The sequence below is a fragment of the Tenacibaculum sp. 1_MG-2023 genome (genome assembly GCF_030547425.1).
Lineage (GTDB): Bacteria > Bacteroidota > Bacteroidia > Flavobacteriales > Flavobacteriaceae > Polaribacter.
The window spans coordinates 1-21,542 of record NZ_JAUORH010000025.1 but is presented as its reverse complement, the minus strand read 5'-3'; the positions used below and the strand labels follow the sequence as shown (position 1 = coordinate 21,542).

21 protein-coding genes and 1 riboswitch are annotated in these 21,542 nt (G+C 32.2%); of the genes, 11 read left to right on the top strand and 10 right to left on the bottom strand.

Annotated features, from left to right (window positions below; genetic code table 11):
• The first annotated feature begins 17 nt into the window (after positions 1-17).
• Complete coding sequence (locus Q4517_RS13920; protein ID WP_303510590.1) at positions 18-626, top strand: alpha-ketoglutarate-dependent dioxygenase AlkB; 609 nt, start codon at positions 18-20, stop codon at positions 624-626.
• Between the two features lie 40 nt (positions 627-666).
• Here Q4517_RS13920 and Q4517_RS13915 read toward each other — a convergent pair whose 3' ends face one another.
• The 6 genes from Q4517_RS13915 to Q4517_RS13890 form a co-directional block, all read right to left on the bottom strand.
• On the bottom strand, positions 667-1,587 hold the full coding sequence (locus Q4517_RS13915) for a hypothetical protein (protein ID WP_303510587.1): 921 nt from the start codon (positions 1,585-1,587) through the stop codon (positions 667-669).
• Between the two features lie 78 nt (positions 1,588-1,665).
• Positions 1,666-2,778 (bottom strand): ABC transporter substrate-binding protein, encoded by a 1,113-nt coding sequence (locus Q4517_RS13910; RefSeq protein WP_303510584.1) that lies wholly within the window; start codon positions 2,776-2,778, stop codon positions 1,666-1,668.
• A 12-nt stretch (positions 2,779-2,790) separates the two neighbouring features.
• A complete protein-coding gene (cobC, locus tag Q4517_RS13905) occupies positions 2,791-3,318 on the bottom strand; it encodes an alpha-ribazole phosphatase family protein (RefSeq protein ID WP_303510582.1) in 528 nt (175 codons plus the stop codon).
• Positions 3,303-4,073 carry an adenosylcobinamide-GDP ribazoletransferase gene (locus tag Q4517_RS13900; protein WP_303510580.1) on the bottom strand — a complete coding sequence of 257 codons (771 nt, stop codon included), beginning with the start codon at positions 4,071-4,073 and terminating at the stop codon, positions 3,303-3,305. Before Q4517_RS13900 ends, cobC begins: the two co-directional genes overlap by 16 nt.
• A gap of 2 nt (positions 4,074-4,075) precedes the next feature.
• Positions 4,076-5,113 (bottom strand): nicotinate-nucleotide--dimethylbenzimidazole phosphoribosyltransferase, encoded by a 1,038-nt coding sequence (cobT, locus tag Q4517_RS13895; protein ID WP_303510577.1) that lies wholly within the window; start codon positions 5,111-5,113, stop codon positions 4,076-4,078.
• 3 nt (positions 5,114-5,116) lie between these two features.
• A complete protein-coding gene (locus tag Q4517_RS13890) occupies positions 5,117-5,620 on the bottom strand; it encodes a bifunctional adenosylcobinamide kinase/adenosylcobinamide-phosphate guanylyltransferase (RefSeq protein ID WP_303510574.1) in 504 nt (167 codons plus the stop codon).
• Positions 5,621-5,721: 101 nt separating this feature from the next.
• Between Q4517_RS13890 and Q4517_RS13885 the strand changes: the two genes are divergently transcribed.
• From Q4517_RS13885 to Q4517_RS13875, 3 genes are all read left to right on the top strand, one after another.
• Positions 5,722-6,660, top strand: a complete 939-nt coding sequence (locus Q4517_RS13885) for an ABC transporter substrate-binding protein (protein ID WP_303510572.1) — start codon at positions 5,722-5,724, stop codon at positions 6,658-6,660.
• 9 nt (positions 6,661-6,669) lie between these two features.
• Positions 6,670-6,865, top strand: a riboswitch (cobalamin riboswitch).
• Between the two features lie 30 nt (positions 6,866-6,895).
• A complete protein-coding gene (locus Q4517_RS13880) occupies positions 6,896-8,776 on the top strand; it encodes a TonB-dependent siderophore receptor (protein WP_303510570.1) in 1,881 nt (626 codons plus the stop codon).
• Positions 8,777-8,780: 4 nt separating this feature from the next.
• On the top strand, positions 8,781-9,869 hold the full coding sequence (locus Q4517_RS13875; protein WP_303510567.1) for a YncE family protein: 1,089 nt from the start codon (positions 8,781-8,783) through the stop codon (positions 9,867-9,869).
• Positions 9,870-9,937: 68 nt separating this feature from the next.
• On the opposite strand, the gene Q4517_RS13870 is transcribed toward Q4517_RS13875, so the two are convergent.
• On the bottom strand, positions 9,938-10,351 hold the full coding sequence (locus Q4517_RS13870; RefSeq protein ID WP_303510564.1) for a thiol-disulfide oxidoreductase DCC family protein: 414 nt from the start codon (positions 10,349-10,351) through the stop codon (positions 9,938-9,940).
• Between the two features lie 149 nt (positions 10,352-10,500).
• On the opposite strand from Q4517_RS13870, the gene Q4517_RS13865 reads away from it, so the two are divergent.
• The 4 genes from Q4517_RS13865 to Q4517_RS13850 are packed head-to-tail and all read left to right on the top strand — an operon-like array spanning position 10,501 to position 14,792.
• Positions 10,501-11,205: an ABC transporter ATP-binding protein gene (locus Q4517_RS13865; protein ID WP_303510561.1), complete on the top strand. Its 705-nt coding sequence runs from the start codon at positions 10,501-10,503 to the stop codon at positions 11,203-11,205.
• Between the two features lie 2 nt (positions 11,206-11,207).
• Positions 11,208-12,437, top strand: a complete 1,230-nt coding sequence (locus Q4517_RS13860) for an ABC transporter permease (RefSeq protein ID WP_303510559.1) — start codon at positions 11,208-11,210, stop codon at positions 12,435-12,437.
• A gap of 2 nt (positions 12,438-12,439) precedes the next feature.
• A complete protein-coding gene (locus Q4517_RS13855) occupies positions 12,440-13,657 on the top strand; it encodes an ABC transporter permease (RefSeq protein WP_303510557.1) in 1,218 nt (405 codons plus the stop codon).
• Positions 13,658-13,691: 34 nt separating this feature from the next.
• Positions 13,692-14,792, top strand: a complete 1,101-nt coding sequence (locus Q4517_RS13850; protein WP_303510555.1) for an efflux RND transporter periplasmic adaptor subunit — start codon at positions 13,692-13,694, stop codon at positions 14,790-14,792.
• A gap of 260 nt (positions 14,793-15,052) precedes the next feature.
• Here the strand turns inward: Q4517_RS13850 and gcvT are convergent, their stop codons facing one another.
• Entirely contained in the window at positions 15,053-16,135 is a 1,083-nt protein-coding gene (gene gcvT, locus Q4517_RS13845; RefSeq protein WP_303510553.1) for a glycine cleavage system aminomethyltransferase GcvT, read from the bottom strand.
• A gap of 303 nt (positions 16,136-16,438) precedes the next feature.
• Between gcvT and Q4517_RS13840 the strand changes: the two genes are divergently transcribed.
• The 3 genes from Q4517_RS13840 (at position 16,439) to priA (ending at position 19,789) form a co-directional block, all read left to right on the top strand.
• Positions 16,439-16,984: a TlpA disulfide reductase family protein gene (locus tag Q4517_RS13840; RefSeq protein ID WP_303510550.1), complete on the top strand. Its 546-nt coding sequence runs from the start codon at positions 16,439-16,441 to the stop codon at positions 16,982-16,984.
• 18 nt (positions 16,985-17,002) lie between these two features.
• Positions 17,003-17,224, top strand: coding sequence for a VF530 family protein (locus Q4517_RS13835; protein ID WP_303510547.1), 222 nt, complete (start codon positions 17,003-17,005; stop codon positions 17,222-17,224).
• A 141-nt stretch (positions 17,225-17,365) separates the two neighbouring features.
• Positions 17,366-19,789 carry a primosomal protein N' gene (gene priA, locus Q4517_RS13830; RefSeq protein WP_303510627.1) on the top strand — a complete coding sequence of 808 codons (2,424 nt, stop codon included), beginning with the start codon at positions 17,366-17,368 and terminating at the stop codon, positions 19,787-19,789.
• A 103-nt stretch (positions 19,790-19,892) separates the two neighbouring features.
• On the opposite strand, the gene Q4517_RS13825 is transcribed toward priA, so the two are convergent.
• On the bottom strand, positions 19,893-20,561 hold the full coding sequence (locus Q4517_RS13825; protein ID WP_303510545.1) for a DnaJ domain-containing protein: 669 nt from the start codon (positions 20,559-20,561) through the stop codon (positions 19,893-19,895).
• A 121-nt stretch (positions 20,562-20,682) separates the two neighbouring features.
• Complete coding sequence (locus tag Q4517_RS13820) at positions 20,683-21,408, bottom strand: (S)-benzoin forming benzil reductase (protein ID WP_303510543.1); 726 nt, start codon at positions 21,406-21,408, stop codon at positions 20,683-20,685.
• Positions 21,409-21,542 lie beyond the last annotated feature (134 nt).

Sequence of the window (21,542 nt, the reverse complement as noted above, 5' to 3'; positions counted from 1 at the left end):
GTCGTATTTTTACAACGATGGATTTATTCTCTCAATTTGATAATACCCCTATAAACTTACTTCCGAAAGATGGAACGGTACACTACTACGGTATTGTTCTACCAAAAGAGGAAGCAGACCATTATTATGAGGCTTTATTGAATTCTATTGAATGGCGTAACGACGAAGCTATTATTTTTGGAAAACGAATGGTAACCAAACGAAAAGTGGCTTGGTATGCCGAACAACCTTTTGAATATTCGTATTCTAACATTACAAAAACAGCCTTACCATTTACCAAAGAATTGTTAGCGCTAAAAGAACTGGTTGAAAAGGAAACAGGCGAAACCTATAACTCTTGTTTATTGAATTTATATCACGATGGTTCAGAAGGAATGGCATGGCATAGTGATGGTGAAAAAGACTTAAAAAAAAACGGAGCAATTGCCTCGTTGAGCTTTGGAGCAGAAAGACGTTTTGGTTTTAAACACAAGCAAACCAAAGAGACGGTGTACAAAGTGTTAGAACACGGTTCGTTATTGGTAATGAAAGACGAAACCCAAACCCATTGGCTTCACCGATTACCACCCACAAAAAAAATCCACCGACCACGGGTAAACTTAACGTTTAGAACGATTGTGAGGTAGTTGTTATGTGAGATGTATTAGGTCTAATTTTTCAAAAAAATTAATCTTCTACTATGTTTAGTGCTTTTTTATCAAGGTCAGTAATTAAATCAGAAACATATTTAAGAAGTGAGATAACTTTTAAACTATTAATCTCTGTACCATAATCAGTTCTTATCCCGTGCAGTATTTCATGTCTGTTTAATTTACAAGGGAATTTATTAAGATCTTTTTCTCTTACCATAATAGGTGTTTGATTTTGGAGTGGAGATAAATAAAGATTTAAGAAATTACCAGCTGATTTTTCTAACTCTGTGATTACTTCTGGTAACCATTTATATTTTTTGTTTTCTTTCTCCTTTATGAAAAATTTTTTTCGGGTGAAATCAAAGCAAATACCATCAACTTGCGTTAAAATAACTGGGATAATGAGAGTGTGATTATTTTCTTTATAGGACTTTTTTATGTTTTCTAAAATTTCTCTTCTATTATGATGTCTTTTAATTAAAGTGTCAAATATTACATTAATATTTGTTTTGTAATAATCTATAAGTAATTCATTGGCAATATCAACTTTACCTTCTTGAATATTATGAACAACTTTAGAAGGAAGATTTAATCCAGAACCAAAATCGATAAACCAACCATGTTGAGCAATAAGTAAAAAGTGTTCTGGAGTATTTTCAATGTATTCTTTTAATCTTTCACCAATTTCTCTAAAACTTTCTACATTATCTAGGAAAGGATTCTGAAATTCGGGTAAGGAAGCATAAATTTTATCAATATTTTCAAAAGACTTTTGAAAACCTTTTAGAGAGTCATCAAGTGCTTTTTGAATAGGCAAATTAGGTTTAATAATATTTTGGATTGCTTCAGAATGCTGGTTCCATTTTTCTTGAAACTCTCTCATCGGTTTTGTAATTTTTTGAATTTCCCGATAAGGTTTCATCATCCTCTCAATATGCTTATTTAACTCATTCAATTTGTTTAGTTATATGGTTTATATCAACAACTAATATAAGCCTTATTTTAGTTAACTTAAAAAACATAATTCAAAAAACTACTCCACTTCTTTATAAAAAGTCAATTCATATTCTGGCAACAAATTAGGGTGTGTAATTTTTATCAAATCTTTTAATACCAAATCTGGGCGTACAGGAGAGAGTTCAAAGTAAATTAAACCACCGGTTTCTCCTTTGTTATGCCCGATAGAAAATATCTTGTTATTGGTAAAGGCATCAAACTCTTTGTAATGAATGTTTGCGGTAGTTAGTTGTTCTTTGGTAGCATACAAGCCACAGTTAAACCAAAAACCGGCATGTTGTCCTTTTTCCAATACGCTTTCAAAACTTAGTGGCAAACTACCGGTTCCGCTAGTTTCTTTCCATAAGTAATTAAGGTTCGCATCGTTATAAAACGTCGCAATAAAGCTTTCACCCGCAGGAACATTCCAAACATCTTTAAACATACTTCCAGATAAAATAGTAGGCTGTTTATCGCTGTTTTTAGCAATTTCTTTCGCTTTTAGGTATTCCTTTTCTATGTTGTTGAAAATACTGTCTGCTTCCTTTTCTTTTCCGTATAAAGCCCCAAAAAATTTAATCCATTCCGCTCTTCCTAAAGGTGTTTCTTCCAACCAATCTCCATTAAAAATGACAGGAATCCCTGTTTTTTTGATGTTTTGATACAATTTTGTATTTGGATGCAAAGCAAAACCAACCACCAATTCAGGCTCAATATCAATTAACTTTTCAGTATTCATGTCTTGCTCCAAGCCTAATTCAACAATGTTACCTTCGTCGATTCTTTTTCTTGTCCTTTTTGAAGAAACATATTTGGTATGTGGAAAACCAACAATGGTGTTTTCAGCATTCAAAAGTTCCAACATCGGAATATGTGTAGTACTGGTAACCACCATTTTTTCGATAGGAACTTTAATTTTATTTTTAGAAAGGTTGGTTTTATCGGTAAGCGTATAAGAATATAGGTCGTGTGAGCTTTGAAAAGCCTTTTTGATCACTAATTTTTTTGCTCCGTTTTCTAAGATAATATCAAAACCCTTGGCATATTTTACAGTACTCTGTGCGGTTTTCTTTTCAATAGTTTTCTTAGTTTCTTGCTTACATTGTGTGAACAGAAGGAATAAAGAAAAAATAAGTAAATAACGTTTCATAGTAGTATGTTTTTATAAGTGGAAGGTAAGTGTATCTCCGTAATTTAGTTTTAATTCAAATGATTTTTCCAACGGAATATTGTTCGTATACGCCCAAAGACTTCTCATTACTCCCGCATGGGTAATAAGCACGACTTTTTGATGGTTTTTAGCTTTTAATTCGGTTAAAAAATCGATGGTTCTGTTGTGTAAATCGATATAAGACTCTCCGTTTTTAGCAGGAGTTTTTACAAAATCGTTCATCCAAGTATCGAGTTCTTTTTTATCAATATCGTTCCATTTTTGTAGCTCCCAATCACCAAAATCAAGTTCTTTCAATCGATCGTCAAAAATTACTGCGGATGAAAGTTTTACAGCCAAAAGCTTACAACGTAGTAAAGGGCTGCTATAATAGGTTACATCAACATTGTTAACAGGAACTTTTTTTAGAATATTACTCACTTCTTCTTCAAAAGTAGTGGTAACGTCAATATCTGCTTGACCATAGCATATACCTTTAGCAATATCAGGTGTGGTATGTCGTACTAAAATAACTTCCATAAGGCGAGTAGACTTAGATAAAAAACAATTTCAGCTACTTGTTGCAAAGCACCGGCGCAATCTCCTGTTTGACCACCAATCCATTTTTTAAAAAAGCGTCCCATGTACAAATAGGTGAGTAATAATGGAAGTAAGACTAAAAATATGGCTGGTTTTTGAAAGAAAAACAAAGGCACTATTCCGAAAATAGCAGATATGAGTAGCGATTTACTACTCATTTGTTTGGTAGTTGGTTTTATTTTTGAGCTGTCAATATCTCTCACGTATTTATGTGTATACAATAATACAGTTGCAATAAATCGGCTGATACTATGCCCCGAGATAATTACTAGAATTAAATTAACTGATAGGTTTTGTAAATGATATAGAGTTAAAAACTTTATAGCTAGAATGAACACCAAACCACTCACTCCGAAAGTTCCAAGTCTGGAATCTTTCATAATGGTTAAAATCTTTTCTTTGGTCCATCCGCCACCAAAACCATCGCAAACATCGGCAAACCCATCTTCATGAAAAGCACCTGTAATCCAAATAGAACTAATCATGCTGATTACAATAGCAACATCCGTAGGAAAAATATAAGAAGAAGCGAAGTAGGCTAGTGCTGCAATGCTTCCAACTACAATTCCTACTAAAGAAAAATAACGACTGCTTTTGTTGAGTATTTCAGGTGAATGATTTACCCATTTAGGACACGGAATTCGTGTGAAAAACAATACAGCTGTTAAAAAATAATGGATTTGTCTTTTTATCATAACTAGACTTCGCTAACATTGGCACTTTTAAAAGTAGCCATTTCGTTTAAAAAGTTCACACTCGATTGAATAATAGGAAATGCAACCGCACAACCCGTACCTTCACCTAAACGTAAACCTAAATTTAAAAGCGGTTCAGCATTTAAAAATTTTAACATTTTTTGATGCCCTTGTTCTCCTGAATTATGACAGAAAATACAATAGTCTAAAATAGCAGATTCCATTGCATGAGCCGCTAATAGGGCAGCAGTCACAATAAAACCATCAATAAGTAAGGTCATTTTTAAAGAAGCAGCTTCTAACATGGCTCCACACATCATTACAATTTCAAATCCGCCAAAAGCAATCAACGCTTCCATAGGTGTTGAAATAGAATCGACGTGTAACTTATAAACTTCACGTAATGTGTCGATTTTTGTTTGTAGTCCTTTGTCATCCACTCCAGTACCTCTACCTGCACAGTTTTCAATAGGTGTATTGGTAAAATAACTCATTAATAAAGCCCCGGATGACGTATTGCTAATCCCCATTTCACCAAAACCAATAACATTACAACCTTCGCTATACACCTTTCTTACCAATTGTCTTCCTTTTTCTAAAGCTTCTTGGCATTGTTTTGAGGTCATAGCTTTGGTAGTGCTATAATCTTGCGTTCCTTTTGCTATTTTGGCATTGGTAAGCTGTGGATGTGTTTCAAAATCAGCATTTACACCAGCATCTACAATGTTTAAATGAATGTTATTTTGTTTACAAAACACATTAATAGCAGCGCCTCCTTGTAAAAAGTTGAACACCATTTGCTGTGTAACTTCTTGAGGGTATGGACTCACCTTTCCCGTAGTAGCAATTCCATGATCCCCTGCAAAAACCACAATTGTAGGCTTTGATAACACAGGGCTCATGGTATTTTGAATTAATCCCACTTGCATGGCAATTTTTTCTAAATTGCCTAAAGCACCAATAGGCTTGGTCTTGAAGTTGATTTCTTCTTGAAGTTCGCTCTGTAAATCTTTTGATAAGGGAGTTATAGTTGTTGTCATGTGTTATTTTAAAATTAAAGGAAGCCCAGATACCATAAAAATGGCTTTATCAGCCAATTTTGCTATGTGTTGGTTTGTCCAACCTTGTAGTTGTGTGAATTTTCTTCCAGATTCAGAATTAGCGTGTAATCCCATACCAATTTCATTAGAAATGATGATAATATTAGCGTCAATTTCAACCAATTTGTTGATTTCTTCTTTAGCAATTTTTAGCGCTTTTTCAATATCGTATTTTGTATCCACAAAGAAGTTTGTTAGCCATAATGTAACACAATCTATAACCACCGTTTGTTTTGCAGAAATTACGTTACTTAACCATTTTTCTTCTTCAACAGTGGTCCAACGTTCATCTCTATCAGAAATATGTCTGTCAACTCGTTGCTGAAAATCTTCGTCCCAAATACGAGAGGTGGCTAGGTAAATAGGGGTGTCAGATAAAGACTCTGCTAGCTTTTGAGCATAGCTACTTTTACCTGAGCGTTCACCTCCTGAGATATAATATATCATGAAATCGTATTTTATGTTGACACAAAGATTGGAAAGATTTTTAATAAAAAACAAATTAAAATAGAGAACTGTTTATTTTTGCTGAACTAAAACCACGAATTATGACAGTATCTTCTTTTATGCCAGCAGTAACTCAGATGATTTATGACATGGGCTTACAGAACTATTTAAACGGAATTACTTTTGAGTGTCCAGAAGTAGCTCTAAAAGAAAAAGAAGTAGCTGTTCGATATAAGTTGGAAGGAAAAGTGTTAACGAGTAAAGAGATTACGGCTATTTTTTCTAAAACCAAGGCAGAAGGAAAGACATTGTATTATGTAGATGAACCTGTTTTAGAACGTTTAGCACCCGATATTGTTTTTACACAAGATGTTTGTGATGTTTGCCAGATAGACACAGAATCTGTGGCAAAATCAGCTTATAAATTGCCAAAGGTTCCAGAATTAATATCTATTACTCCAAACTCTTTAGAAGATGTTTTTGAGAATGCATTAACTATTGCAAAAACAATGAAGCAGGAAGCAGTAGGAGAGGCGTATGTAAGTGGATTAAAAAAGCGTGTTTATGATATTGTTGATGTGCAACGTGAGCATAGAATCCAGTCGAAAAGTGTGATGTTATTAGAGTGGATTGATCCGTTGTTTAACTGCGGGCACTGGATTCCTCATCAAATAGGTTATGCAGGTGGTATTGATTTATTATCACATCCATCAGGAGATAGTATTGTAATTTCTTGGGATAAAATTGTAAAATACGATCCAGAGGTATTAATTATTGCCCCTTGCGGATATGGAATTGAGAGAACACTTGAAGATATGAAGTTTTTAGAAGAGAGAGAAGAGTGGACGTCTTTAAGAGCAGTAAAAAATAAACAAGTGTACATTGCCGATTTTGCCATGTTTACACAATCTTCAGCGGGTACTTTAGTAGAAGGAATTGAATGTTTGGCAAAAATGATTCATCCAGAGTATTATACGCTTCCAGAAAACTTACAAACAAAATTCGCAAATTATCATGATTTGATGGTTGCTAATTTATAAGAATACGATACATTTGCCGTGATTTTTGGTTTTTCTTTAATCACCTATTAAAGAAAATTAAAAGGGAATTCGGTGTAAAACCGAAGCTGTTCCCGCAACTGTAAGCTATAAAGCTTGTAACAAATACTCAAACCACTGTTTTTTTAATGGGAAGGTATGTTACAAGACGCAAGCCAGGAGACCTGCCAATTATTATAATTTAATTAAAACTTTCGGGATAAAAGTTTAATGTATAATGAAGAAAATAACAATAATATTCATACTGTTTTTTACGATTAATCTTTTTTCTCAAAAAGATACAATAGCTATTAACAAATTAAAAGAAGTAATAGTTAATGGGAAGAGAAATGTAGAAAAAAAACGCATTGCTACAAAAGAATTAAAGATTGGGGTGAAAGAACAGACAAAAAACCCTATTAACTTAACGAACCTTTTACGTTATAACAGTCCAATAGCTTTTAGAGATTATGGTAATGGAGGCGTAAGTACTGCACGTTTTAGAGGGACATCGGCTTCAAATACGTTGGTACTATGGAATGGAATTCCTATAAATGCTGTAGGAAGTGGACAAACAGACTTTAATGCACTTTCTGCGAGTATAAGTGATAATATTCTTGTGCAAAGTGGTGGGAATAGTACTGAATATGGTTCTGGTGCCATAGGAGGAACGGTGCACTTAAAAGATGAAGTACTGTTTAAAGAACATCAAAAATTTCAATTGTTTACTTCTTATGGAAGTTACAATACATCGTCTAATTTTTTTAAAAGCTCAGTAGGAACAGATAAGTGGAGTATAAAATTAGCTTCTACGTTTAATTATTCCGACAATGATTACACATATATCGATGAACGTTATAAAGATAGCGAAGGTAATTTACTAGCTAATGAAAATGGAAAGTACAAAAACTACGGAGTTAATTTTGTCATAGGTTATAAGTTTAGTCCTACAAACTCTTTATCGTTTTATTCGACTGCTTACTACGGAAATCGTTTGTTTTCTGATGGATTACCGAACCCGTCTGCTGGAAGTGAACGAAATGAAGATTTTAATCAAAGAAACTTACTACAGTGGAAATATGCATTTTCTTCTCAGTTTAAACAAGAACTAAACTTAGCTTACCTAACGCAGGAATATAGGTATTACGGAAATAAAGATGCTGAAAATTACAGTTTTGGTAAGTCTAAAACTGCTTTATTAAATCACTCTTTAACTTATAAATCATCTAATGTTTTATCGTTTAATTACAAAACGATGTACGAAAACATTAATGGTGAAAATACAGATATTAATACCAAAACAAGAAATTCTGTAGCGTTTGTAGGAAGTGTTAAATATCAACCTACTGAAAAATTAATAACGAATTTACAAGTTAGAAAAGAAATTAATTCAGATTTTAATGTGCCTCTGTCTTTATTCGTAGGAGGAGAATATAGATTAATTAATCAATTAAACATTCTGGCCAACTTTTCAATAAATTATCGAGTTCCTACTTATAATGAAATGTATTGGCCTGTAGTAGGAAACCTAAACTTAATACCTGAAAGCTCAAAACAAGGAGAATTAGGAGTTTCTTTTAAAAAGAAAAATTTAAACATAACATCCACACTATTTTATATTTATATTAATGATAAAATTCTTTGGTTACCAACAGGAGGTAGTAATTTGTGGAGACCAAGAAACGTGAACGATGTAATAAATAAAGGTGTAGAAACTTTTGTAAGTTATAAGAAAAAGGTAGGAGAACATATTATTGATTTTTCTTCTAACTATACATTTACTTTGGCAGAAAACACAGAAACAAAAAAAACACTTCCTTATGCACCTGAGCATTTGTTAAACTTTAATATAAATTATAATTATAAAAGGTTTAACTTTTTTATACAAAGTTTACATCAAAGTAAGGTATATACTAATGAAACAAACTTAGATTTTTACTCTTTAGAACCAGTACATGTTCAAAATGCAGGAGTAACCTTTAATTTATCTACAAAAGAAACAAAGCTTCCAATAATAGGATTTACGCTAAATAATATATTTAATAAGGTGTATTATTTCTCAAACTTACGTCCTATGCCGGGAACAAATTTTAATATCAATTTAAATTATAAATTTTAAACCAATGAAAATAACAAAACTACTTTTACAGCTTTTTTTAGTAAGTATAGTTCTTACTTCTTGTTCTGGTGAAGACAAAATAGTTGAAGTAATTAGAGATAAGTACGATAATGGTGTCATTGTAAGTGCAGAAGGTGTCTTTAATAATAAAGACGGATCTATTTCTTATATCAATAAAGAGTTGACAGAATCTCAAAACTTTATCTACGCAGGTAAGAATGGAGCTTTGTTAGGAGGGTTAATTCAATCAATAGCTTTTTCTGAAACAGAAGCTTATATTATTTTAAATGATGTGAATACAATTGTAGTTGTTGATCGATATACTTTTGAAAAAAAGGGGCAAATTACTACAGACTTAAAAAACCCAAGATACATGACTATTGTAAACGGAAAAGGATATGTGACCAACTGGGGGGAAACACGATTTGGAAATGATATTGATGATGATTATGTAACAGTTATTAACTTAAACACGTTAGAAGTTGATTCTAAAATAGATGTTGCGATAGGTCCTGAACAAATACTAAATAAAGACAATAAGCTGTATGTTTCACATAAAGGAGCCTATGGTTCAAATAATATTGTTTCTGTAATAGATTTAAATAATAACAATACTATTTCAACCATAACAGTAGATGATAACCCTGATGAAATGGCTTTTGATGCTACAGGAAATTTAATTGTTTTATCTGAAGGGAAACCAGTTTTTAACTCAAGCTGGGAGGTTATTGACAGAACTACGTCTTCTATTTCCTTTATTAATTTATCTAATAATGAGGTTATAAAGAGTATAGATTTTCCAGCAAAAGAAAATGCAAGTTTAATGGCGTATGAAAAAGGGAAAATACATTATTATAAAGGAAAAGATGAAAAAGTATACTCAATAAATGAAGATGATACAGCTTTAGCAACAGAAGGAGTTGAAGTAGGAGGAATATATGGAATGAACGTTAAGGATAATAGTCTTTACACTGTTAGTTATGAATTTCCAAATTCTGAATTATCTAATTTAACTGTTTACGATTTAAATGCTAAAGCAAAAGTATACGAAACTAAAGTAGGAGTAGGAGCTTCAAAAATTTATTTTAATTAAGTTATTCCCCAAGAATAAAAAGGGAAATATTGCTATGAATAAGCTCACCAATTTGGTGAGCTTATTTTTTATAAAAACTTTTCTTGTATTTCTTTAGAAGGAATCATGCAGGCGTCTTTTTTACCAAACCATTTGTAACGATTTTTGGCAATAAAATCATATACTACATTTCTGAGAGCTTTAGGAATAATCCAAAAAACTTGCGTTAACTTCCATACCCCTCCAAAATCATTCATAATTTTTAATGCAGCCGAGGATTTAATATCGTAAGAAATGTTCGGTTCATATAAAATAATAGAATCAACCTTTGAAGTATCTATTCCTAAATATTGTGTAATTTCTTTTCCTATATCCGATTGAAGAGAAGTAAAAACAAACTGATTTTTGACGTCATATTTTATAACTTTTAGCACACTATCGTTGCAAAAATTACAGACACCATCAAATAAAATCACTTTTTTATTACTAGGTAAATTGTTCATATTTAATTTTTTTGAGAAAAATTAAGTGTTAACTTGTAACATAAATCAAAATTAAGCGTCTTGTAAGAAAGTAAATAATGATTTAACAATAATTTATCAGTAGATTAGAAAAATCAGCATTTATTTTTATTAAAAAATTAACTAACACTATGATTCGAATAGAAAATCTTCACAAATCTTACCCTATAGGAAAAGACTCACTTCATGTTTTAAAAGGATTAGATTTACATATAAAAGAAGGCGAATTTGTATCAATTATGGGGTCTTCAGGATCAGGAAAATCTACTTTATTAAATATTGTAGGTTTATTAGATACACATGACGAAGGAAACTATTACTTAAACGGACAGTTGATAGAAAACTTAAATGAAAAGAAAGCTGCAGTATTACGTAATAAGTTTTTAGGATTCGTTTTCCAATCTTTTAACTTAATATCATACAAATCAGCCTTAGAAAATGTAGCATTGCCCTTATACTATAAAGGGGTTGGTAGAAAAGAACGATTAGAAACAGCTTTAGAGTATCTTGAAAAAGTAGGATTAAAAGAATGGGCGAACCATTTACCAAATGAGCTTTCTGGAGGTCAAAAACAACGTGTAGCAATTGCAAGAGCGTTAGTAACAAAACCAAAAGTAGTGTTAGCGGATGAACCAACAGGAGCGTTAGATTCTACAACAACCGATTCAGTAATGGATTTGTTAAAAGAAATTAATGACGAAGGAATGACAGTTTTTGTAATTACACACGAAGAAGAAGTAGCAGAACAAACTAATAGAGTTGTTCGTTTAAAAGATGGAGTTATAATTAGCGATGAGTTAACAGAAACAGCAACGAATAAAGCAAAAGCAATTTAATTATGTTTGATTTAGATCGCTGGAGAGAAATATTTCAAAGTATAGGTAAAAATAAGTTGCGTTCAGCTTTATCTGGCTTCACGGTAGCCTTTGCTATTTTACTATTTACACTATTATTTGGAATGGGTAATGGACTTCAAAATACATTTAAAAATGAGTTTGCAAAAGATGCTATTAATTCAATATATATATGGACAAATACAACAACAAAAGCTTATAAAGGACATCAAATAGGTAGAAGAATTCAGTTCAAAAATAATGACTTTGAGTTTTTAAAAGAAAAATATTCCGATAAAATTCAAATGATAAGCCCTCGATTACAAAGAACAGCAAAAGTAGTTTATAAAACAGAGGAAGATAATTATACGATAAGAGGTGTATACCCAAAATATGATTTATTAGAATCAGCTGAAGTTACTGAAGGACGTTTTTTAAATATCCGTGATATTAAAGAAAAAGCAAAAGTAGTTGTTATTGGTCGTATGGTTGAGAAGGATTTATTTGGCCAAATAAGTGCCTATGGCAAACAGATAAATATAGGAGGGATTATCTATAAGATTATAGGTGTGTTTTCTGACCCAGGGGGAGATAGTGATGAACGTTATATATATATACCATTTACTACTATGCAGCAAATTTATGGTAATAATGATTATGTAGATGAGTTTGGAATGACTTATAATCCAGAAATGAGTATAGATGAAGCTCTAGCATTTAGTAGTAAAATGCATAGAGAATTAAAGAAGAAGCATGAAGTTTCACCAAGTGATCAAAGAGGAATTGGAATTAATAATTATGCTTCAGGTAATAAAGAAGTATCGAGTATGATGGTAGGGTTAAGTATTCTGATTTTAATTATAGGATTCGGAACCTTAATAGCTGGTATTGTGGGTATAAGCAATATTATGGTATACATTGTTAAAGAACGTACTAAAGAATTAGGAATAAGAAAAGCAATTGGAGCAACTCCAAAATCTATAGTATCAATGATTATGTTTGAAGCGATTTTAATTACTGCAATATCAGGGTATTTAGGTTTAATGTTGGGGGTAGGAATATTAGAATTAGTAGGGCCTAGTTTAGAAAAATATTTTATACTAAACCCAGGAGTATCAATACCAGTAGTTATTGGAGCTACAGTTACTTTGATTTTAGCAGGAATGATAGCAGGATATTTACCAGCAAAGAAAGCAGCAAGAATTAAACCAATTGTAGCCTTAAGAGCAGATTAATTATGAAGTTTTTATTTGATAAAGATACTTGGCAAGAAGTTTACGGAAGTATTCGTAAAAACAAAACTAGAACAGCTATTACAATATTTGGAGCTTTTTGGGGAATACTTTTATTAGTAGGACTTTTAGGTGCAGCAAAAGGAATTGAAAACGGATTTAATAACTTGTTTGGTGATTTTGCAACGAATAGTGTTTTTATGTCTGGAAGTAAAACATCAAAACCATTTAAAGGCTTTCAAGAAGGAAGACAAATTAATTTAACAACAAGAGATGTAGAAAAAATAAGAAGCGAAATAGAAGGTGTAGAGTTTGTCGTTCCCAGAAATGTAACTGTAAGTCAAGTTGTATATGGTCTTAAAACAGCTAATTTAACAGTTTTTGGAGATTACCCTTTATTAGACAAAGTACAGAAAAAAAAGTTAATAGAAGGCAGATTTATCAATCAACAAGATATTAATGAAAATAAAAAAGTTTGTGTAATAAGTGATGAAGTTTACAAGCAATTATTTGATAAAGATGAAGAAGCTCTAGGTTCTTACATAAAAATAAACAACATTGGTTATATGATAATAGGCGTATATAAACCAAGTAGGTTTGAAGGTACCAATAATATCCATATACCATTTAGTACATTTCGACTTGTTTATAATCAGGGAGATAAATTTCGTTGGATGGTTATCACAGGAAAAACTGAATATGATATTGAACAAGTAGAAGCAGATGTGAAAGTTTTACTACAAAGACTACATAAAATACACCCTGATGATAATAGAGCTTTTAGAGGGTTTAATTTAGGAAAAGAAATAGCTAAAGTAACAGGTTTTTTAACAGGAATGCAGTTTTTAACTTGGTTTGTAGGGATTGCAACCTTAATAGCAGGAGTTTTTGCTATTGGTAATATATTATTGATAACGGTAAAAGAACGAACCAAGGAAATTGGAATCAGAAGAGCATTAGGAGCTACACCAGGAAAAATAAGACAACAAATTATTTTAGAATCAGTTTTCTTAACCTTGTTAGCAGGCTCTCTGGGGATTATAGCAGGAGGATTAGTTTTAATGGGAATAGATGCAGCAGACTTATTAACAAATCCGACAGTAGATATTCCCATAATATTAATAGCTTATACAGTATTAATAGTTTTAGGAACTTTAATAGGGTTTATACCTGCTTATATGGCAACAATAATACAACCTATAGAGGCATTAAGAGAAGAATAAACAGTCAATTAACAAGAAAATAAATTATAAAGAAATGAAAAGAATAATCGTTTTTGGTGGGGTAGCGTTAGCATTAATAGCGGTGTTAATATGGTTTGGTAAAAAGAACAGTGCATCACCAATTGAATATGAAACAGAAAAACCTTTCAAAGCTACCATTGTAAAAAAGAGTGTAGCTACAGGAAAAGTAGTACCTTTAGAAGAAGTAGAAATAAAACCTCAAATAGCAGGAATTATAGATAAAATTGTGGTTGAAGAAGGAGCTATTGTAAAAGCAGGAGATTTATTAGCAACTGTTAGAGTAGTACCTAACGAACAATCGTTACAAAGTGCTAGAGGAAGAATAAACTCAGTACAAATTCAATTAAACAATGCTAAAACGCAATACGATAGAAATAAGAAGCTTTTTGATAAAGGTGTTATTTCTAGTCAAGAGTTTGAAGCATCACAATTGTCATACAATCAAGCAAAAAATGATTTAAGAAATGCCCAAAATGATTTTCAAATTATTAAAAGAGGGTCAGCTGGTTCTTCAGGAGCTAATACGAATATAAGAGCTACAACCTCTGGAATGGTAGTGGAAATTCCAGTAAAAAAGGGGTATCAAGTTATTCAGTCTAACAATTTTAATGCAGGTACTACCATAGCTACTATTGCAGATATGACGAAAATGATTTTTGAAGGTCAAGTTGATGAGTCCGAAGTAGGTAAACTTAAAAAAGGAACTAATATAGAAGTTGCTTTAGGGGCTATAGAAGACAAGAAGTTTCCTGCGGTACTAAATTTTATTGCACCTAAAGGAACAGATGAAGGTGGAGCAGTACAGTTTAAAATTAAAGCAGATGTATCATTGGATAAAGAGCATTTTATTAGAGCAGGTTATAGTGCAAATGCAGAAATAGTTTTAAATAAAAAAGATAGTGTTTTGTCTATAAAAGAAGCTTTACTACAGTTTGATAGAAAAACAGAGGAACCTTATGTAGAAGTAAAAAAAGGAGATCAAAAATTTGAAAAAAGAGAAATTAAATTAGGTATCTCAGATGGGGTTAATGTTGAGATTTTGGAAGGAATAACTGCCGATGATGAAATTAAAATCTGGAACAAAGTATCAAAAGATGATGAGAAGAAAGATTAATAATATCTAAAACATTGATTTATAGTTAAAAAGCAGTTCTTTAAAGAACTGCTTTTTAACTCTTAAGATGTAAAATAGTACACTTATATCTAAAAAGGTGTCATTTAAGGATGTTAAAACTAAAAAGGCTCTTTTGTTCTAGATATTTGAAGTGCTCAAAGTAAAAAATGAGTATTCAATTTAATTTTTTGGGGAAAATTAAATTATTCTTTAAGGGGTAAAAAGCAGCTTTAAAAAGCTGCTTTTTTTTAGAAATATGATTAACCTTTATAAAAAGGTAACTTCACTACTTTAGCAGGAATTTGTTTTTTACGAACTTGGATAAAAATAGCACTATCAACTTTAGAGTTTTCAGTAGTAACATATCCTAATCCAATTCCTTTTCCTAATGACGGACTCATCGTTCCTGAAGTAACACGACCAATATTGTTTCCATCGGCATCAACAATTTCGTAATCATGACGAGGAACACCACGCTCAGTTAATTCAAATGCAACTAACTTACGAGTAACACCTGCTTCTTTTTGGGCTTTTAAAGCTTCAGCATTTACAAAATCTTTTGTAAACTTAGTAATCCACCCTAAACCAGCTTCTAAAGGAGAGGTAGTATCATCAATATCGTTACCATATAAACAGTAGCCCATTTCTAAACGTAACGTATCACGAGCAGCTAAACCAATAGGCTTAATTCCCCAATCTTTACCAGCTTCAAAAACCTTGTTCCAAAGTTGTTCAACATCTTCATTTTTTACATATACTTCAAATCCACCAGAACCAGTATATCCAGTAGCAGAAACTACTACATTCGGAATTCCAGCAAAATCAGTGATTTCAAAAGTATAGAATTTAATATTTGATAAATCAACTGAAGTTAACGATTGCATTGCTTCTGTAGCTTTAGGCCCTTGAATAGCTAATAACGACCATTCTTCAGAACGGTTCTCCATCTCAACGTTTAAATCGTTGTGTTGAGAAATCCAGTTCCAGTCTTTTTCAATATTAGAAGCGTTTACTACCAACATATACTCATTTTCAGCAATCATGTAAATAATTAAATCATCTACAATTCCTCCGTCAGTATTAGGCATACAGCTGTATTGTGCTTTTCCAGGGACTAATTTAGAAGCATCGTTAGAAGATATTTTTTGAATTAAAGCCAAAGCGTTTTCTCCTTTTAAAAAGAACTCTCCCATATGGCTTACATCAAAAACACCAACTCCTTTTCTAACAGTTTCGTGTTCAGTAGTTACTCCTTCGTATTGTACAGGCATATTATAACCTGCAAAAGGAACCATTTTGGCTCCCAAAGCCTCATGTACATGTGATAAAGCTGTATTTTTCATGTGTTTGTTTTTTATTGTTTTTGTAACCTTTTAACGAATAAAATATTAAGTAAACATTATTTTATTCATGTAGGTTTCATTATTGTGTATTGTTTATTTAAAAAAGTGATGCTAAAGTATTGAAAAATTAGCAAACAATACAGTCGAATCTGTGTAATATTATAATAGTATAGTACCCAAATGTTTGTTAATATTTTCCTTGTCTTAGCAAAGAATGGTAGATTTGAAAAAGGTTAAGAGAAAAGATAATTACTCTGTAATGTTCTAGTGATTAAAGCGACAATTCAGCTAAAAATAATTTTAATGAAACTCAACAAAAAAACAATTTCAAACATCATATTTGTCGTAATTATTGGTTTATTATTATACCCACCAACTAAAGTTTATTTTATTAGATTAGTTTCGTTTTCTCCTTCAACGATTACTGAAGAAAAAAGAGAAACATTAAATGACTACAATTGGAATCTTAAAGGTTTAAACACTACTAATATTGATTTTAATGAAACAAAGGGTAAAGTAGTTTTTATAAACTTTTGGGCAACTTGGTGTCCACCTTGTATTGCCGAAATGCCAAGTATTCAAAAACTATACGACGATTATAAAGACAAGGTTGAGTTTGTATTTGTGAGTAACGAAGATTGGACAACGATTGAGGCTTTTTATAAAGACAAAGGGTATGATTTACCAACGTATAACATTTTATCAAAAGTACCTAGCCAGTTAGTAAGCAATTCAATTCCTGCAACGTTTATAATTGATAAGAATGGAACTATTGTTGTAGATAAAAAAGGACCTGCCGATTGGAATAGTGATAAATTTAGAATTTTGTTAGACGAATTACTACAATAGAATATTTACCTTTGTAGCATGAGTCAAGAACAGCCAAATAATCCACTTCACGGAATAAAACTAGCCACCATGTTAGAAGAACTATACCTAGAATATGGTTGGGAAGAAATGGGAGAGATGTTGAATATAAATGCCTTTAAAAAGAACCCAACCTATAAATCGAGTTTAAAGTTTTTAAGAACAACACCTTGGGCGAGAGCTAAAGTAGAAAAGTTGTACTTAGAAATGATAAGTGATTAACTCAAACAACCCTTTAGAGTTTAGTATAAAATACCGTAGAAACTAAAGGTTAAATACACAAACTTAGTATTTATAGTCTACTCATTTTTGTGTAGTTTTGGTCTAACTTAAAAAGAAGATTCTATCCATTTCATCGACGTCATATTACCCATTCCGTTGCAAAAAACGTTTACCTATTCGGTAACCGAAGCAGAAGCCTCTTTCTTAAAAAAAGGAATGCGTGTAGCCGTTTCTTTCGGAAAAAGTAAAATATATACCGCATTGGTGTTTAACATTCACCAAAATGCACCCGAATTATATGAAGCCAAAGACATTCATCAAATTTTAGATGATACGCCTATTATAACGGAACAGCAACTAAAACACTGGCAGTGGATTTCGAGTTATTATTTGTGTTCGTTAGGAGATGTGTACAGAGCAGCCTTACCATCCGCATTTTTGCTAGAAAGTGAAACGATTGTCTATAAAAACGAGGAATTCACTGAGGAAACTATTTTAACCGATGAAGAGTTTTTAATTTTTGAAGCCTTACAGGATCATTCACAGTTAACCATACATCAAGTTTCGGATATCTTAGGAAAAAAAACCGTACTACCTATCATTAACGGATTGATAGAGAAGAGCGCGATTTACATTAAAGAAGAGATTTACGAAACCTACAAACCTAAACTGGTTAAGTATGTTCGGTTACATAACAACTATAATTCAAATGAAGGCTTACAAACACTTTTAGAGCAACTTTCAAGAGCTAAAAAGCAACGAGAAGCTGTACTGACGTATTTTCAGTTAGTAGCGGCTAAAAAGCCGATAAAAGTAAAAGATTTAGAAGAACAGTCGGGAGCTTCTTCCGCAGTTTTAAAAGCCTTGGTTGATAAAGATATTTTTGAGTTTTATCACATTCAAACCGATCGAATTAGTTATCAAGGGGAAACGAATCAAATAAAAGAATTGAACGAGTTTCAGCAGGAAGCCTTCAGTCAAATAAAAACTTCTTTCGAAACACAACAAGTAAGTTTATTACACGGGGTTACAGGTTCTGGTAAAACAGAAATTTATGTAAAACTGATTAAAGAAGTGATTGCCGAAGGAAAACAAGTATTGTTTTTACTGCCAGAAATCGCTTTAACAACCCAAATCATCACCCGTTTACAAAACTACTTTGGAAACTTTATTTCGGTATTCCATTCAAAATACTCAATGAATGAACGCGTAGAGGTGTGGAATAATGTCTTAGAAAACAAACCGAAAGCACAAATTGTTTTAGGAGCACGTTCTTCGTTGTTTTTACCGTTTTCAAACTTAGGGTTGATTGTTGTGGATGAAGAGCACGAAACGTCGTACAAGCAATTTGAACCGTCACCACGTTACAACGCACGCGATGCCTCGGTAGTATTAGGTCATTTACACCAAGCAAAAGTGTTGTTAGGTTCTGCTACGCCATCTATAGAGAGTTATTTCAATGCTACACAATCTAAATACGGATTTGTAGAATTAACGCGTCGTTTCGGGAACATTCAGTTGCCTAAAATCGAGCTGATAGACATTAAAGAAAAGCATCGAAAAAAGGAAATGAACGGTCATTTTTCTGATCGATTGCTAAAAATGATTACGGAAGCGTTAGAGGAAAAAGAGCAGGTTATTTTATTTCAAAACCGACGCGGATTTTCGCCAGTGGTAGAATGTACTACCTGTGGAGTATCTCCTCAATGTCCGAATTGCGACGTGAGTTTAACCTATCATAAATTCCGAAAGGAGTTAAAATGTCATTACTGCCATTATCAGCGTTCCATGCCGAACAGCTGTGGTGCTTGTGGAAGTGCTACTTTAGACACCAAAGGTTTTGGAACGGAGCAAATAGAATTAGAACTCAAAGAGCTATTTCCGAATCATACCATTGGACGAATGGATTTGGATACCACGCGCGGTAAATATGGGTATCAAAAGATTATTGGGGCTTTTGAAGCGCAAGAAATTGATGTTTTGGTAGGAACGCAAATGCTTTCTAAAGGATTGGATTTTGAAAATGTATCGTTGGTAGGAATCTTAAATGCAGATGCTATGCTCAACTTCCCTGATTTTAGAGCACACGAACGTGCTTTTCAATTGATGGTACAAGTATCGGGTAGGGCAGGACGTACTAAAAAACAAGGAAATGTGGCCATACAAACCTACAACCCATATCATCAGATTTTACAGCAGGTATCTACTAACAATTATACAGAAATGTATAAAGAGCAGTTGCAAGATCGTTGGCAGTTTCATTATCCGCCATACTATCGTTTGATAAAAATCACCCTAAAACACAAAGATTACACGCGTGTTGATAATGGTATTAACTGGTTAGCCAAAGCGTTACAAAATGTGTTTCATGAAAATGTATTAGGTCCTACGGCACCCGCAGTTTCTCGTATTCGAAATCAGTATATTAAAAATTTAGTGATTAAAATTCCGCCAAAGCAATCCTTAGGAAAAACAAAAGAGCAATTACAAAAAATTAAAAATACTTTTGAAGCGGTCAAAGACTTTAGACCGATCCGTTTTATTATTGATGTGGATGCTTATTAGGAGGTTTTAGCTTCGTTAATAGAGTTATACCTGCATAGTTGAAAAATTATAGCGGAATTTTCGAAAAAAAGTCGGAAGATTAAGAGGATTATATGTTGTGATTTTATGCTTTTAAAGCAGAATTCAAACTCATCTCTATTTTTTCAATATATTTTTTCTTTCCTTTTATAATTGGGATATGATTTTCTTTGTAGTAGATAATCAAAATATATTCTTTATGAAACAGACCTGCAATACCAGCTGATAAAAAGAAAATACCAATAATAAATGTAAGAGTGAAAATTCCAAGAAGAATTAATATGGGAGCATAAGTTTTACTGTTGGTAGAAGTAGCTTTTTTTATTAAAATATAGTCAATATCAGCAATTTTATAAGAAAAATTATTTACAAATAAATTTCCCCCGTTTATCGTAATTTTATCGTCAACATAGTATAATGTCTTACGTTTTTTTTTAATCTTTTCTTTTTTAATTTTCTCTAATTCTTCTTTTTGTGCTTTGTGATTGTTGTTGTGAGATTTGCTGTAAGAATTACGAGATTGATTATAATTATACTTTCTTTGGTTGAAGTTCGAGTTAAATTTATTACGTTCAAAATTATTTATAAGAAAATCATATGCTTCTTTTATTTTTTTGAATTGTTCTTCAAAAAAAGGATCACCATTATGTTTGTCAGGATGGAATTTGGAAGCATAATTTTTATATGCTTTCTTTATTTCTTCTTTTGAGCAGTTAGGTTCTAATCCTAAAATTTGATAGTAATTTTCGTTCATTTTCTCGATTAATCAATAATAGATATATCTTACTTAAGAGTTTAATTCAGTTTTAATAATTTATATTCAACGTTAGCGAAAGGTAGTAGAATTTAGGGTAAGAATCAAGTTAAATTATATTTTAAAAATTCCGAATATCCACAATATCCCCATTTTGTAGTTTGTTTTGGGTGTCTATAGAAAAAATGGTTTCAGCAACGTACTCAGGAGTGTATAACTGATCGTTTTCTTTTAAATCGATAAAACGTTGTACGTTTTTAAAATCTTTTTCATTGGTACTTCTAATATCAGTTTGCATATTAGTGTCTACCACTCCAGGGTAAATAGCATTACATTTTACGCCATGTTCAAGCTCGTTTTGTTCCGTAGCAATGGTTTTGGTCATCATGTCAATAGCTGCTTTAGACGTACAGTAAATACTCCAACCTTCATACGGTTTTACGGCTGCTCCAGATGAGATACTAATTATTTGTTTTTTACAGGTTAACTGTTGTGTGGCTTTGATAAACAAACTGGATAAAATCAGTGGAGTAGTGGTGTTGAGTTGAATACTTTTGACAATATCTTCCGAAGGAATATTTTCTAGGTTTGCTATAGTACCGAGTCTTCCCGCATTATTCACCAAAGTAATCGATGAAACTTCCAATTTCTGAATTTCATCTAACAACATTTTAAATGTGTTGTGTGTGGCTTTGGTATCAGATAAATCTACAGAAAGCTGTACTACATTTTCCAAATCCACAATGCTTCTAGATAGTGAGTACACTCTATAGTTTTCTTGTGCGTATTTTTCGGCTAAGGCTTTACCGATTCCTTTACTTCCTCCAGTGATGATGATTATATTCATAGAGTAAAAATACAAAATTTGTCATTTCGAAGAAGGTACGACTGAGAAATCTTATAATAGAGTGTTTGTGACTCTAAAGAGTATTTGGAACTTCATTGAGCGAGATTCCTCTCTCGCGTTCGGAATGACGGTTA